Source organism: Silicimonas algicola, from assembly GCF_003970735.1.
Taxonomy (GTDB): Bacteria; Pseudomonadota; Alphaproteobacteria; order Rhodobacterales; family Rhodobacteraceae; genus Silicimonas; species Silicimonas algicola.
In genome coordinates, this window is record NZ_CP034588.1 from 3,481,121 (window position 1) to 3,495,445 (window position 14,325).

17 protein-coding genes, 1 tRNA gene and 1 pseudogene are annotated in these 14,325 nt (G+C 61.7%); 9 read left to right on the top strand and 10 right to left on the bottom strand.

Annotated features, from left to right (window positions below; translation table 11 throughout):
• Positions 1-11 precede the first annotated feature (11 nt).
• The 3 genes from EF888_RS17100 (at position 12) to EF888_RS17110 (ending at position 2,104) form a co-directional block, all read left to right on the top strand.
• Positions 12-722, top strand: coding sequence for a DUF6065 family protein (locus tag EF888_RS17100; protein ID WP_109759648.1), 711 nt, complete (start codon positions 12-14; stop codon positions 720-722).
• A gap of 101 nt (positions 723-823) precedes the next feature.
• The gene (locus tag EF888_RS21950) at positions 824-1,015 is read left to right on the top strand and encodes a hypothetical protein (RefSeq protein WP_164721745.1); all 192 of its coding nucleotides are present in this window, start codon (positions 824-826) and stop codon (positions 1,013-1,015) included.
• A gap of 570 nt (positions 1,016-1,585) precedes the next feature.
• Positions 1,586-2,104, top strand: a complete 519-nt coding sequence (locus EF888_RS17110) for a GFA family protein (RefSeq protein WP_109759647.1) — start codon at positions 1,586-1,588, stop codon at positions 2,102-2,104.
• A 14-nt stretch (positions 2,105-2,118) separates the two neighbouring features.
• On the opposite strand, the gene EF888_RS17115 is transcribed toward EF888_RS17110, so the two are convergent.
• The gene (locus EF888_RS17115; protein ID WP_170121483.1) at positions 2,119-2,793 is read right to left on the bottom strand and encodes a glutathione S-transferase family protein; all 675 of its coding nucleotides are present in this window, start codon (positions 2,791-2,793) and stop codon (positions 2,119-2,121) included.
• Between the two features lie 632 nt (positions 2,794-3,425).
• Positions 3,426-3,641: a hypothetical protein gene (locus EF888_RS17120; protein WP_109759645.1), complete on the bottom strand. Its 216-nt coding sequence runs from the start codon at positions 3,639-3,641 to the stop codon at positions 3,426-3,428.
• Between the two features lie 442 nt (positions 3,642-4,083).
• Between EF888_RS17120 and EF888_RS17125 the strand changes: the two genes are divergently transcribed.
• The gene (locus tag EF888_RS17125) at positions 4,084-4,707 is read left to right on the top strand and encodes a hypothetical protein (protein WP_126918607.1); all 624 of its coding nucleotides are present in this window, start codon (positions 4,084-4,086) and stop codon (positions 4,705-4,707) included.
• A gap of 12 nt (positions 4,708-4,719) precedes the next feature.
• Here EF888_RS17125 and EF888_RS22660 read toward each other — a convergent pair whose 3' ends face one another.
• A complete protein-coding gene (locus EF888_RS22660; protein WP_109759699.1) occupies positions 4,720-5,076 on the bottom strand; it encodes an excalibur calcium-binding domain-containing protein in 357 nt (118 codons plus the stop codon).
• A 590-nt stretch (positions 5,077-5,666) separates the two neighbouring features.
• On the opposite strand from EF888_RS22660, the gene EF888_RS17135 reads away from it, so the two are divergent.
• Genes EF888_RS17135 through EF888_RS17145 form a run of 3 tightly spaced genes read left to right on the top strand, consistent with a single transcriptional unit; the run spans position 5,667 to position 8,015 of the window.
• Positions 5,667-5,978 (top strand): DUF3489 domain-containing protein, encoded by a 312-nt coding sequence (locus EF888_RS17135; protein ID WP_109759644.1) that lies wholly within the window; start codon positions 5,667-5,669, stop codon positions 5,976-5,978.
• Positions 5,971-6,378, top strand: a complete 408-nt coding sequence (locus tag EF888_RS17140; protein ID WP_109759643.1) for a DUF2924 domain-containing protein — start codon at positions 5,971-5,973, stop codon at positions 6,376-6,378. The genes EF888_RS17135 and EF888_RS17140 overlap by 8 nt, the downstream gene beginning before the upstream one ends.
• The gene (locus EF888_RS17145; protein ID WP_109759642.1) at positions 6,375-8,015 is read left to right on the top strand and encodes a recombinase family protein; all 1,641 of its coding nucleotides are present in this window, start codon (positions 6,375-6,377) and stop codon (positions 8,013-8,015) included. The genes EF888_RS17140 and EF888_RS17145 overlap by 4 nt, the downstream gene beginning before the upstream one ends.
• A 172-nt stretch (positions 8,016-8,187) precedes the next feature.
• On the opposite strand, the gene EF888_RS17150 is transcribed toward EF888_RS17145, so the two are convergent.
• From EF888_RS17150 to EF888_RS17175, 7 genes and pseudogenes are all read right to left on the bottom strand, one after another.
• Positions 8,188-8,262, bottom strand: a tRNA-Gln gene (locus EF888_RS17150).
• A 62-nt stretch (positions 8,263-8,324) separates the two neighbouring features.
• Positions 8,325-9,986: a KpsE/RkpR family capsule polysaccharide export protein gene (locus EF888_RS17155; RefSeq protein ID WP_109759641.1), complete on the bottom strand. Its 1,662-nt coding sequence runs from the start codon at positions 9,984-9,986 to the stop codon at positions 8,325-8,327.
• Positions 9,961-10,623: an ABC transporter ATP-binding protein gene (locus EF888_RS17160; RefSeq protein ID WP_109759640.1), complete on the bottom strand. Its 663-nt coding sequence runs from the start codon at positions 10,621-10,623 to the stop codon at positions 9,961-9,963. The genes EF888_RS17155 and EF888_RS17160 overlap by 26 nt, the downstream gene beginning before the upstream one ends.
• A 200-nt stretch (positions 10,624-10,823) precedes the next feature.
• Positions 10,824-11,225, bottom strand: a pseudogene (locus tag EF888_RS17165) (Na+/H+ antiporter NhaA); the annotation flags it as partial.
• Complete coding sequence (locus EF888_RS22350; protein ID WP_241239717.1) at positions 11,222-11,428, bottom strand: hypothetical protein; 207 nt, start codon at positions 11,426-11,428, stop codon at positions 11,222-11,224. The pseudogene EF888_RS17165 and the gene EF888_RS22350, both read right to left, overlap by 4 nt.
• 65 nt (positions 11,429-11,493) lie before the next feature.
• A complete protein-coding gene (locus tag EF888_RS17170; RefSeq protein ID WP_109759639.1) occupies positions 11,494-12,549 on the bottom strand; it encodes a permease in 1,056 nt (351 codons plus the stop codon).
• The gene (locus EF888_RS17175; protein WP_109759638.1) at positions 12,542-12,886 is read right to left on the bottom strand and encodes an ArsR/SmtB family transcription factor; all 345 of its coding nucleotides are present in this window, start codon (positions 12,884-12,886) and stop codon (positions 12,542-12,544) included. Before EF888_RS17175 ends, EF888_RS17170 begins: the two co-directional genes overlap by 8 nt.
• A 72-nt stretch (positions 12,887-12,958) precedes the next feature.
• On the opposite strand from EF888_RS17175, the gene EF888_RS17180 reads away from it, so the two are divergent.
• Together EF888_RS17180 and EF888_RS17185 are read left to right on the top strand one after the other, a co-directional pair.
• The gene (locus tag EF888_RS17180; protein ID WP_109759698.1) at positions 12,959-13,555 is read left to right on the top strand and encodes a uracil-DNA glycosylase family protein; all 597 of its coding nucleotides are present in this window, start codon (positions 12,959-12,961) and stop codon (positions 13,553-13,555) included.
• Complete coding sequence (locus tag EF888_RS17185) at positions 13,552-14,325, top strand: SseB family protein (protein ID WP_109759637.1); 774 nt, start codon at positions 13,552-13,554, stop codon at positions 14,323-14,325. Before EF888_RS17180 ends, EF888_RS17185 begins: the two co-directional genes overlap by 4 nt.

Sequence of the window (14,325 nt, forward strand, 5' to 3'; positions counted from 1 at the left end):
GAGACAACACGATGAACCTCTTTCAACGCTCCAACAGCAAGATCCGTTTCCTGTGCGCGCCCGAGGACGACGGCGTGATCGCGCCGCCGGTCCCGGCCAAGAACTATCTCCCGGACTGGTTTCGCAGGCTGCCGGCCGTCGATGAGGCAAAGCTCGGGACCACCGATACGGGCCTGACGATCAAGCGCTGCCTGCCGTTTCTCGACGCGATGAGCACCGGATGGATCATTCCGCTTCCGGCCACTGTCCGGCTCGACGTGAGGGACGCAGGAGCCCTTGTCGACGCGGGATGGGACTTCGACCGACCGCTCGTCAGTTTTCATGGCTCTCACCAGGTGAAGGGTAATCCATGGGGCAAGCGCGCTGCCTGCAAGTTCCACAACTTCTGGACCATCGTCACGCCGCCGGGCTGGAGCTGCCTGTTCCTCAATCCCCTCAATCGCCCCAATGGGCTTTTCGAGGTCCTGGCGGGCGTCGTCGACACAGACACTTACCGCGCGCCGGTGCATTTTCCTTTCTTCCCGGTGGCGAAGGACGGACTTCACGTGATCGAGAAGGGCTCGCCGATGGTACAGGTGATCCCTTTTCGGCGCGATATGGTCGAGCTTCAGGCCGAGATCCGCGTGGAGCAGAGCGATGAAGCTGCGGACCGGAAGACGGTCACCCGCAGTACGCAGGCTTCTCCCGGCTGGTATCGGACCGAGGCACGCGCCACGCGCTGACGGCCGACAAACGAAAAGCGCCGGCCCATTTTCGGCCGGCGCGCTTTGTTTGGGTTTTCAGGCCGCCTCAATCGTCGTCGTCGGAGCTGTTCGAAGACGAGTTGCTGCTGCTGTTCGAACTCGAATTGGAACTCGAGTTGGACGACGAGTTCGAACTGAAATTGCTGTTCGAGTTCGAGTTGCTGTTTGAACTGGAGTTGCTGCTGGAATTCGAATTGCTGTTGCTGTTGCTGTTGCTGTTCGAACTCGAACCGCGCCGGCCCCGGTCGTCATCGTCGTCGTCGCGGTCGTAGCTCCGACTGCGGAACTGGGTCTCGCCGCGATAAACGGTCTGACCCGACAGAAACTTCTTGAAGAAGCCGCGGATCGTGTCGTCAAGGTCGTCGGCCTTCGCCGGGGCAGTCAACGCTGACGTGGCCACAACGGCTGTGGCGAGAAAAGTTGCGAGAGTTTTCATGTCTGCGGTCCTTCTGATGATGGAACTTGTTTCGACAAAAGGACTACGATTGGGTGATCGCTTTATTCCATGCCGATGAGAAAACGGTTCGCTCGCAGTTGTCGCTCGTCACTGAAAGTCTCAAAGTGCGCTTGCTAAGGGTTCAAGGTAATTCTGCGCAGCACTCCAAGAGCACTTGGGTCGAACGCACTGCCAGACGAAGCTTCCTGCCTATACCGGACCTTCGAGGCGCTGGCCGATGGGGCCCGCTCTCGGCCTGACCAGACCTTGACGACCGCGGCAGTGGCCGCAGTGCGAGACCTCTCAGTAGCGGTCGTTCGCTGCATATATTTAGTCTGCGGATCGGCCACCCGGACGAAGCGGCCGTTTTGTGCTATGATCGCTGCGGCAATTCCGGGGTGAGTGGATGCAACATGGAAGATGTCTTTGCGGAGGCCTTGAATTCACCGTCGAGGGGCAGCCCAACGAAGTGGTTCACTGCCACTGCCACTTCTGTCAAAGGGCGACAGGCAGCGCCTACTTGATCGAAACTTTGTTCGACAAGAACCGTTTCCACCTCCTGCGTGGCACGCCGCGTGTGTTTGGGCACGTGAGCGAAGGAAGTGGCAAACTCGTCCACATTCATTTCTGCGGCACCTGCGGGACGAAGACCCACATGCTGTTCGAACGGTTTCCCAGCTCGGTCGGCGTCTATTCGGGCACCTTTGACAACAAGGACTGGTTCGAGCGTCGCCCGGACAACAACCTACATTTCTATCTGAGTTCCGCCCCCGTAGGCACGGTAGTCCCTGCCGGGCACCGAGTCTTCGATGCCCACTACTGGGAATCCGATGGCGTAATCGCAGAGGCTCAAGTCTTCGACACCCACACTCTCGTGACAGAGCAACTGAAGGCCGCGAGTCAAGGGCGCTTGCGGGACCGCTAACCCATGCTCCCAGTTCAGTATATTGGGGTTCCGTCCGGCGCGTAATCGAGAACGTCCGGGTCCCACCATAAAATCCGATTCGAGCGGAAGCTGGACCTGCGGTCCAGCTCGTCTGCAAGAATGCTGATCTTCTCGTGCCGCGAGAGGTCGAACGTAATGCCGAGCGGGCGAGCCTGAACAAAACGAATATGGCAGATCAGGAAGATGTCCTGCATCGACACGCAGTTCGGGAAGAACCCACCGCCATCTGCCAATGCCAGTTCTTCTTCAAGCCAACCGAGAATTAAGGTCATCCGTTGCGCACAGCGCCGGAGATGAGGGTTCCCGTCGACGTGCACACCCGTCCAGGTCATTTGCGATATCGTCGTCACAGCAGTCCCGAACGTCTGGATGGTCGAGAATAGCAGCTTGTCCTTCCATAGGAACTCGGGACGCCAGGGAACCAAAGCCAGGGGGCGGTCGTCCTGTGGTCGATGGGTGTAACGGGTCATCAGATATTCAGCGATCAGCCCGCTTTCCCAGAGCGTTACGTCACCATCTCGTAGTGTCGGAACTTGCATTGTGGGCGTGACCGTACCGAGTTGGATCTCAGCCGGAGAATCGTCGGGTTCGTGGCCGTCATAGGCCAACCCAAGCTCGTGGAGTAATATCCGGACGGCGCGCGCAAATGGCGAGCCGCGGGAGAACATGAGCGATCGCGTTTCGTTCCGCATGATGCCCGGTAGCTTACTACAAGTCTATTGATTGGCGAAAAAGAATGCCGGAATGTCCGTTGCGGGCTCTGCGGGAAAATTGTGCCAGCGGGCGACCGTCAAAGTAGGGAGGGGCCCTGAGCGGACGTCCGGAAGCGCGGAGCTCCCGGGCGCTTCCGGCCCTTAGCCGACGTTCGGCAGTCCTACGATCCTCGTCCGCTTCGGCCCTAAGTTGCCGTCCAGCGTTCAATACATCGCGTCCGCTTCCCGCCCACTAGACCTTCGCGCCGCCCGCCATGAAGGACAGCGTCGGCCCTTCCCCGACCTTTACCTCGCCCAGCACGCTTACGCTCGTCTCAGGCGGCGGAAAGCGTTTACATCTCTGTCGCAAGTTGTTGACAAGTCGATGCCGAAGTTGATTCCCGTTTACAGGAAAAGGTTAGTCGGTACACGGCATGTAGCGGATCGCAAATCCGTGCACACCGGTTCGATTCCGGTACTCGCCTCCAAATCTTTTCAATGGGTTAGGCGGTTGTCGCTTCGCGCCCGGAGGCGAGTCTAAAAATTCGTCTAAACATTCTGTTTTTGTTCCGTTCTCTTTCTCTACTCAGAACGAGGCTCACGGGGACCTATGCGTCCGGGCCAGGTCCGCGCCTGCCGAGGTACAGCAGCGCCAGGAGCGAAAGGGCGGGGCTGACAATGAGCGAGATCAGAATCCAACCGAAGACGCTGCGGTTGCGTGATCGTGCCATCTGAGCGGGGAGGATGATGTAAAGCCAAACGGTTCCAATGAGAACGACGAGGCTTAAGCCTATGATGACTGCGGCGTCCGCTGCGTTGTTCATAGGTTCTCCTGTTTTCGCTCAACGCCGTCGCGCCAGACGGAACAGGAGCTAGGCTAAACTACACTTGGCTTTGTTCAGTACGCTTCTGTTGCGCCTGAATGGCCCTGATCCTCTGCCGAACCTTCTTAGTGTAGTGCTGGACCATGGCAGGACTTTGACCGGTCACGGCCGCGATCAGGTCGTCCGAGCATCCCGCTTCCAGAAGCTCACAAGCGGCGTTTTAGCGCCATGAGTGGATATCGTATTCCGAGGCCCCTATCCCGAGCTTGATGGATATCCCGACACCGAAATAGAAGCTGAGCCAGTGAGGGGTTCAGCTGATGGGTATGACGACTACGATCAGGGCTATTACGAATGGCTAGAGCAACAGGAACAGTTGTCTCGCCCGGTACTTCGCGCCTTTAAGTAAACGATCAATGACGTAAGATCATGGGTGGTTGAGGTGCACGCCGACACGAAATCTCAGATGCTTGCGCGAATGCTATTGGCTCAAAGCATTACAGCGCTCGAAGTATTCTTGTCGGACTCACTTATTGTCACAGTGGCGAACAGTCCGCATGCTCAAGGAAAGTTGCTTGCATCCAAGGATATCGGGATTGGCAGTAAGCAAATTCGACTTTCTGACGCCGTTGGCGTCGAGGATTTCGCGACGACCGCGCTACTAGAATATCTGCGCGCGGTTTCCTTTCACGAACTAAAGAAAGCAAATGCATTCTATCGTGTTGGCCTTGGTTTCAACATACTACCTGAAGCAGATTCACTGGAGGCGATCCAAAGATTTACACGAATGCGTCACGATTGCGTTCACAAGAACGGTGTCGACAGAGAATCGGGTGAGCTGCACCAGATTGACCAAGAAAGCCTATTACAATTAACAAATGAATTATCGAAGATGGTGGAATCGGTGGACGAGAACGTGGAAAATTGCAGCCCCCCCCCAGTAATTTTCCTTCCAATTGCCTTCAGGCAATTGAGACTTCCGATAGCCTTTCGCAAATTTACATTTTTTTCCAACGCGATCCACAATTTGTTTCGCAGGGCGAACACATTCGTTCTGCAATATTGATCTTACTATCGGTCATCTCCATCTCTGCGAATTGAACCTCCGAACAAATGGCTCGCACGCTACCCCGTCTTGATTCCTATCGTGCCTCGGATAGTAGCCAGGTTGCCCTCGATTGGAGGGCGCCAAGCCCACCATTCGCGCAAAATCGCAGTTTGGCGCCGCAGCCATATGCCGAACTGTCGTCCATGCTGGCCATTGGCTGACGTAGAACTTCCAACCAAGCATTGAGATGATGGCCACAACACATATCGCTCTGAGATAACGACGAGGGAAACGCCGTCGCCGGTAGCCTTGTTGCGGTGTCGCCCACTTTGAGCGCGCGGATTGCGCTCGGCGAAAGGATGAGATGTTGTCACGTTTTTTTCTCATGGAGCTCAATTCGACCAGCCCTTTTCGTGATCTCAACTTCGCTTTCTGAGGCCTGAAAACTGTCCACGAGCGGGTCTAAACATTCACGCTCTGTTCTTATCATTTCGAACCCAAGTCTAAACATTTTATCGATATATTTCATCGTTATACCCACTTTTGCAAATCTGTGCACACGGGTTCGATCCCGATACTCGTCTCCACCACACAAGCTTCAACATGTCGGCAGGATCGGCTGCCACGTGCCGCACTTGGTGTAAGTTTGAAGGTACTCCCAGTTCTGGCCGTCGCGGCCTTTCTTGAGTGCTGGTCGGTCCCGCGCACCTCGGCTCATCGTCGGGTTCGGTGGTTGAAACCTGAGAGGTAACCACGGCTTGCGCGCGTCGCACGGCGAACGTCGCCTTTCCGCCCTTCTTGCGGGTTTCTGCTATCGCAAGACCGCTACATGGCTAACCATTTTTCCGGCTGGACTTCTCCTGGAACCAGAGCGGTAGTGTCCACGCGACGATCTAGCCGTCAGTCTCCGCCCGGCCCTCCGGGCTTTGCCTGGTAGCAGGGGCGAGATGCTCCTGCACATGTAAGAGGAGACAGAGATGACCACTAAAAAAGAAAGCGTGGAAACCAAGCGCCTTGCGCCAACGAAAGCCGGTAGGCCCAGGGACACCAAGACAGCCCAGCTGATCCGGCTGCTCTCGACGAAGTCGGGCGCGGACGCCACCGCAATCAGTGCCAGACTCGGCTGGAAGCCGCACACGACGCGAGCGGCGATCAGCGGGCTGAAGAAGGCCGGGTACGAGATTGCGGCGGAGAAATCGGACCGTGCCAGGCGAACGCGATACCGCATCATTGGAAAGCCCAAGCCAGGCCCCGTAACGACCTCCTCAATGGAGCCCTTGCATGGGTAAGGCGGATCCCGACCGCATACATATCTTGCAGGATTGGGAGGAGGCGTTCGGGTCTCCTCCGCCGCCCTACCTGTCGGTGGCATTCATGCGGAAGGCCCTGTGCCATGAAGCCCAGTGTCGTCGTCATGGTGGGCTTCCGCCGGACATACGGCGGGCTCTGCGCCAGATCGCAAGAGGCCATTCGGTCTCCGACAGCACCCGCCGGGTCGCACGGCCGGGGTCCCGTCTCGTTCGCGAGTGGAACGGACGCACCTATCACGTAGAGGTCCTGAAGGAGGGCTACTGCATGGATACCCGGACCTGGCCATCCCTCTCTGCGATCGCCAAGCACATCACGGGAACGACGTGGTCCGGACCCAGGTTCTTCGGACTGGTCGACCGGACAAGGGACACGTCGTGAGGAAGATCCGGTGCGCCATCTACACAAGGAAGAGCTCGGAGGATGGGCTGGAGCAGGAGTTCAACTCGCTTCATGCGCAGCGAGAGGCCTGCGCAGCCTACATCCTCAGTCAGAAGCACGAAGGCTGGGTGCTCTTGCCGGAGCCCTACGACGATGGCGGCCTGTCCGGCGGGAGCCTCGAGCGACCTGCACTGCTGCGCCTGCTCGACGACATCCGCGCTGGCAGGATTGACCAGATCGTCGTCTACAAGATCGATCGGCTGACCCGGTCGCTGGCCGATTTCGCGAAGATCGTCGATGCACTGGATGCGGCCGGAGCTTCCTTCGTCTCTGTCACCCAGTCCTTCAATACCGCCACCAGCATGGGGCGTCTGACGCTCAACATGCTCCTGTCGTTCGCCCAGTTCGAACGCGAAGTCACAGCAGAGCGGATACGGGACAAGATCGCGGCCTCCAAGCGCCGGGGCCTCTGGATGGGTGGGAGCGTCCCTCTGGGATATGATCCTGACGGCCGGACACTGAAGACCAATGAGCAGGAAGCGGTGACCGTCCGGACCATCTACGACCTCTATGAGAGACTTGGTACGGTACGGGAGGTCCATGCAGAGGCCGATCGGCTGAACCTCCGTAGTCGGCGCCGAGAGAGGTCGGGCGGCAAGATGACTGGAGGTGGTCCGTTTGATCGCGGGCATCTGCACTACATCCTCACTAACCCTCTCTATGCGGGTCGCATCCGGCATCGGAAGAAAGTGTACGATGGTCAGCACCCCCCGATCATCGATCCGGAACGGTGGGATGCGGTTCAGAGCAAGCTTCAGGAGGACTCGGCACGCGGGCGCGGCAGGGCTCTGGCGTCTCCTAAGTCACACCTCTGCGGGAAGTTGTTTGATGAAACCGGGGACCGGCTGACACCGACGCACTCAAGGACCCGAAAAGGCGTCCGGCTCCGGTACTACATCTCTCACCGGCTTGCAGCGCAGAGCGGGCAGCCGCATCCGGGAGCCTGGCGTCTGCCGGCCGAGGAGCTTGAGAGCACGGTTGCCACTCTCCTTCAGGCCACCTTCTCCCGGCAGGGCTTCGCCGCCACACTTGCTCCCTTGGCACCTGCGGAGACGATCGCCCAGGCTGCTGCCGCTCTGAAGAGACTTGGCGCCGATCCCGACCGGTCCGGCATGTTGGCACTGGTCGAACGCATCGACATCGCACCCGGATTGATGATCCTCAAACTTGATGCCGACAGCGTCGCGGCGCAACTCGCGATGGATGCAACGCAGATAGACGCTGCTGCCTTGTCCAGGAGCCATCCGTTCCAGCTCCGCAAGCGCGGCGTGGAGACAAGGATCGTTCTCGCGGATACGCCGACGGGTCAGGATGAGACTCTTGCCCGTAACATTGCACGGGCGATCGAGTGGCTGGAAAGGATCAAGGCGGGCGAGACCTTCGGCGAAATCGCTGACGCCGAAGGCACTCACAAGAGCCGCGTTCAGCAGATCATCCGGCTGGCGTTCCTGGCTCCTGACATCGTCCGGGATGTTCTTGATGGCAGGCAGCCGTTGGGCTTCACATCCGAATGGTCCCTGCGCAATGAGCTGCCGTCGGACTGGCAGGAACAGCGTGCCCTGCTAGCGACCCTCTGAAACGCTGTAATTCAACCTCGTATGGCGAAAATGCCCCGTGCAGACCCAGGCCAGCCAAGGCGCCTGTTGCCGGGCTTGCTTTGGTCTGCGCCGAAGAGTGCTCCCGGTAACTTACGGAAAGGGCGGCAGATTATCTGCCGCACCTTCAATCGTCAAAGTTACTTGGAGTGCCTGGCTGGGGAGGCAGGATTCGAACCTGCAACCTGCGGTACCAAAAACCGTTGCGCTACCGTTGCGCCACTCCCCAAAGGCAAGCGTGTCTTACTCAGACGCGATGGCCTGTGCAAGTCCCGCCGGACACGAATCCCGTCAGCTCGACACCTGCTCCCGCAGCACCTGGACGGTCACCGAAACCAGCAGGTAGATCGCACCGAAGATCAGAAGAGCGATCAGCGTGTTCTCGAAGACCTTGGGATAGGTCGGCTCGTCGGGCGCAACGGGGCTCACACCGATCGACAGGAAACGGACCTGGCGGTTCGCCTCGATGCGGGCGGCTTCGAGCTGCTGGAGCGATTCCTGCATCATCATCGTCCGGGTCTCGAGTTCGACCTCGGCCATGCGCAGGCGCGAGGTCATCGAGGCCAGAGAGCCCTGCGTCGATCCTTGCTCCGTCAATTGCGAACGCAGATCCGCGATCAGCGTCTCGAGCCGTTCGATGTCTCCCTCGGCGCCAGCGACACGAGCCTGGTTCGGACGGGCGTTGTCCATGAGCTGACTCAGCTGCAGCCGCTTCTCGGTCAGCTGGGTTTCAAGCGCGTTGACCTGGCTCATCACGCCGGCGGTTTCGGACTGCGGGTCGAGCACGCCCATCTGCTCCTGGAGGGCCAGGACCTTTTCCTGCGCCTCGAGCATCTTGCGGTCGGCGTCCTCGAACGTCTCGTTCGCGCCGCGCATCTGGTCGGCCCGCTTGCGCTCGGTGATCTGGTCGACCCGTTCCTCGGAATAGCCGATCAGCGCCTCCGAGAAGACGCGGCTCATCTCGGGCGACAGGGCCGAGACCTCCATGCGAAGCACGCCTTCCGTGGGGTCGTAGCCAACCTTCACATGCTTCTGGTAATGCTTGTAGAGCGCCTCGTTCGTCGCATCGGGCATGACACGCTGAAGAGAATCCACCGAGGGATCGCTGAAGTGCTCGCGATAGCCGTATTCGCTGTCGAGCCGTTGCAGCGCCCCGCGCGATGTCAGGTAGTCCTGCACCAGGATCGAATCCTGGCTCGTCGCCATCGCCGTGCCGCCGAGAAGGCCGCCTGTGCCGGACGTGACCTCGGCCTGCTGTACGATGAACTCGGACTTGGTCGCATAGCTGGGTGTCGCGAGATAGGCGAAGTAGTAGCCGCAGATCATCGTCGGCAGGAAGACGAACAGCGTCAGCCTGAGGCCGAGAAGCGCCAGTTTCCGCCGTCGACGCCGGATGATATCGCGCTGAATGCGCTCGATGTCGTGCAGATTGGCCGGACCGGATCCGGCCGGGATGTGCTCGCCCGGCAGGTTCCGCTTCGGATCCACCGTTTGCGGCAGACCGGCGCGGCGCGGCGCATCGCCCGGTTGCGCGGGTTGGGCCTGCTGTCCTTGTGGCTGCGCTTGCCCGGCTGCGGCCGCCGGTGCGGGGCTGTCCGACGTGTCGCGGGCGTGGACGAGTTCGATCATGTTCGCGCGGTCGAAGGGGTCGATGCCCCGATCGCGCAAGAGGCGCACGGCGTCGAAGTCAGACGACGGCGTCATCCCGTGCTTCTGCGCCAGGCGTCGCGCCATGCGAAGCTGGCGCCCGGTCAGGCCCTCGCGCCGGATCTGCGAGATCGACGTCTCGGAGGCGGCCTCGGTGTCGGCCTTGGCCGAGCCCGGGAAGGCCATGTCGCCGAAGCCGTCCTCGGAGGTGCCGGGGAGCGACCGATCCTCGCCGCCCTCGGTGCCCGGGGCGCGCCCCGAGCTGCGACGGATACGGAACTTAGGCGCTTTGGGGTTGGTAGTCATAGACTGCTTTCGCCTCTTCAAGCGTGTCGAACATCAGCATCCGCCCATTGCGCAGGACGGCTGCCGTCTTACAGAATTTCTCGAGCGTGGTCGCCTGGTGAGACACGATGATCACCGTGGACGTCTTAAGTCGCTCGTAAAGGATCTGGCCGGCCTTCCGGTTGAAGTCGGCATCGGTCGTCGCAGGCATCCCTTCGTCGATCAGGTAGAAGTCGAAATCGAGAGCCAGGAGCAGCGAGAACGAGAACCGCGCCGCCATTCCGGCGCTATAGGTCCCGACGGGCATGTCGAAGTATTCTTCCAGCCCGCAGACCCAGCGGCAGAACGCCTCGAGATAGTCGGGGTCCTTGTCGTAGATTCGCGCGATGAACCGGCAGTTCTCCATCGCCGACAGACGCGGCACCAGACCGCCCATGTAGCCGAGCGGAAACGAGATGCGCGACCGGCGGACGATCTCGCCCTCGTCCGGTTTTTCCAATCCCGCCATCATGTTGACGACCGTCGTCTTGCCGGTGCCGTTCGGCGCGAGGATGCCGAGCGACTGCCCGCGTTCGACGCGAAACGACGCCCGGTCAAGGATCACCTTGCGCCGTTCGCCAGTCCAGAAGGACTTCGAGACGTTCCGAAACTCGATCATGCGGACATGTTGCCTGACGTGCCGTACTGCGCCTTGCGGCCGGTTTGTTCCGACCTTAGCCGAAAATGGTGCGAATGTGTGGCGTTTTGCCAATTAAATCGCAGGTGTTCCAGCACGGAATCCTGGAGGATCGCCATGATCAGCGGCCCTTGGCCATCGGGAAGGACGAACCGGCGAGGCTCCGCCGGTTCGTTGGCTGATCAGTTCTCCTGCTTCTGCACGCGCGTGAGCTTGCCCGCTGCAATCGAGAGCGCCGCCGCGAAGAAGCTGAAGAGCGCGCCCATCTTCGCCGCATCCTGCACTGGCCCCGGTTCGAAGGCCACGGAGGCAATGAAAAGCGAGACCGTGAAGCCGATGGCGGCGACGCACCCGACGACAAAGAGGTCGATGGTCCGCATCCCCTTCGGCAGCCCGAGCCCGAGCGGGCCTGCCGCAATCCAGCCGAACAGCAGGACGCCTGCAGGTTTGCCCACGATGAGCCCCAGAAGGACAAGCCAGGTCGGCGACCCGATGGACGAGAACTCGACGCCCGCGTTCAGGAGGCCGAAAAAGAACAGGACGACCTCGACCGGGTGCTTCAGCAGGTGCTCGGCATGGTTCAGAGGTAGTGGAGCGTCAGCGAGCGGTATTCGACCTGCCCTGCGGCATCGTAATGCGCGTGACCGACGATGAAGTCGTGGATCAGCTCGAATTCGACGAAGTGGTGATAGCTCTCGGCATCTATGTTCGCCCACACCAGCGCGATCAAGGCCCCTGCGATCAGCAGAAGCGAGTAGTTGGTCACGAAGTTCCAGACGTGATACATGCCGCCCTCCCGAAAGGTTTTGGAAGGGAATAGTTTAGGCTCCGGCTCCCATCAACTGAAACGGTTCAGGCCGCGACGATACCCCACAGGAGGCCGGCCACGATCGAGCCCGACAGGGCGATCCCGAGATAAGCCGCGAAGACCCGCGGCTTGACCAGCGCCCAGACCGCGATGGCGGCGGGAATACAGCTCACCCCGCCCGCGAGGACGAAGGACATCGCGGCGCCAGGCGCCATGCCCTGCTGCAGCAGGGCATCGACCAGCGGCACCGCAGCATAGCCGTTGAGGTAGGCCGGCGCGCCGATCAGCGCCCCGAGGACCACCGGCCCAACGCCCGTCCCGCCCAGAAGACCCGCGACCGATTCCGCCGGAACCCAGGCCAGCATCAACGCCTCGACCATGTAGGCCACCAGAAGCCACTTGCCTAGGAAGAGCGCGTTGTCGACGGCGGTCGAGCGGAATGTCTCGCGCCGATCCGCCTCGCGCCAGAAGCCCCAGGTCACCTCGCCCTTGAACGCCGCCGGCTTCGAACCGCCGCAGCACGACCCGCAAGCGGGCTTCGGCGCGACCTTGAGCGGGTTCGCGAAAACGGGCGACGTCGCGAAGGCACGGACCACCATGCCGCCCGAAAGACCAAGCGACACCGCCGCAATGGTCTTGCCGATGGCGAACGGCAGTCCGAGCGTGCCGGCCGTCACGAGGAACATCGCCGGGTCCATCAGCGGCGAGGCAAGCCAGAACGCCATCACCGCCGACAAGGGCGCGCCGACCGCCAGCATCGCGGCGATGAACGGAATGACCTCGCACGAACAGAACGGCGACAGCCCACCCAGAAGTGCTGCAACCACGATCATGCGTGTCTCGCGTCCCTCGAAGGCGCGGGCAAGCAGGACTTCCGCGCCCGTGGCCTTCAGCCAGGCGACGGCGAGAACGGCAAAGAGAAGGAAAGGCGCCGTGTGAAGCAGCGCGGCCAAGGCGAAGCGCACCGTCTCGACCGCCTGCGCCGGGTCGATGACGGCGACAGCGAGCGGCAAGAGAGCGGCGAAGACCCAGACGCGGTCGATCCTGAGCCTCGGCCCGCCCGAATGCGCAGGTCCCTGCGGGTGCGAGACATCAGCCATGACGGTGATCCTTGTGGGGATGGCTGCTGTCGGCGCAGCAGTCGGTCAGCAGGAACTCGGACAGCGACTTCATCCGCGCATAGGCGGCTGCGATGCAGATGATACGCCTGCCCTCGCGCACCTGCCGCACGAGGTCGGCCGCCGAGAGTATCTTCATGTGGTGCGTCAGCGTCGATCCGGTCACACCGGACCGCGCCCCAAGCTCGCCGATCGACAGTCCGTCCGGCCCAGCCCGAACCAGCGTTCTCAGGACACCCAGCCTCTGCTCGGACCCGAGCGCGGCGAAGGTCGAGGCGGCTTCGGCAAGGGTGCTGTCATCTGTCGGCGTCATGTCCATGCTTCTATATTTCTAGAAACATAGAAACGAGTCAAGGTGGAAATCTGCGCCGGCCGCCTCTACATGCGCGACATGAGTTTCTCCCGTCTCGCCACCGACATCTCGGCCTGCCGCCTCTGCGCCGACCGCTTCGCCGCGACGGCCACGGCGCATCAGCCGCGCCCGGTGGTCTGGTTCGGCCCCGACGCCCCGATCCTGGTCGCGAGCCAGGCGCCTGGCCTGCGCGTGCATGAGGCGCAGAAGCCGTTCTGGGATCGCTCCGGGGTGCGGCTGCGCGACTGGATGGGCGTGGACGAGGACACGTTCTACGATCGCTCGAAGGTTGCCATCGTGCCGATGGCCTTCTGCTTTCCTGGCTATGACGCCTCCGGATCCGACCTGCCTCCGCCCCGCATCTGCGCCGCGACCTGGCGCGCTCGGATCGTCGAGGCCATGCCGCGCTTCCGGCTCGCCCTGCTGATCGGCGGCTATGCCCAGACTTGGCATCTGGGCGCTGCAGCCAAGGGCGGCGTCACGCGGACCGTCTCGCGCTGGCGCGACTTCCTACCGGACGCGATCCCCCTGCCCCATCCGTCCTGGCGCAATACCGGCTGGATCAATTGCAACCCGTGGTTCGAGGCCGAGCTTCTGCCCGTTCTCCGCACTCGCGTGTCCGAGGCGCTGGCATGACTCCGCTTGACCGCGCGCACGCCGAGATGGATGCGGCCCCCGCCGACGACGCGGCGCGGCTTCGCTTCTTCGCGCAACTCGCCGATGCAGAACTCGTCCTGATGATCGAAAGCGACGGCGGCGGTCCCGTGGTGCCCAAACTCTTCGACACCGAGGAGGGCACCTTCGTCCTCGCCTTCGACGGCGAAGACCGGCTTGCGGCCTTTGCCGGAGGCCCCGCGCCCTATGCCGCCCTGCCAGGTCGCGCGCTCGCGGCATTGCTGTCGGGCCGCGCCATCGGCATCGGTCTCAACTTCGAGGTCGCGCCCTCCGCCATCCTGATCCCGCCCGAGGCGCTGGCCTGGCTGACCGATACGCTCGGGATAGCACCCTCCCAGGTAACGGCGACGCCGACCGAGTACCTTCCGCCCTCCGGCCTTCCCGAGACACTCCTGAAATCCCTCGACGCGCGCCTCGCCGCGGCCGGGGGCCTTGCCGAAGCCGCCTGGCTCGTCGCGGTCCGCTACCGCGGCGGTCGGCGGGGGCACCTTCTGGCCATCGTCGACGCGCGCGACGGGGCCGAACCCGCCATTGCGCGGGCTGTACGCGAGGCGCTCGTCTTCTCGGACCTCGCCGCCGGGGAACTGGACGTCACCTTCCTGCCGCCCGACGCCCCGGCGCTTGCGCGGCTCAGACGTGTCGGCCTGCGCTTCGATTTGCCAAAGGTCGCGCCACCCGAACCGCCGCGCGCTCCGGGCACGGACCCGACCCGACCGCCAAAGCTTCGCTGA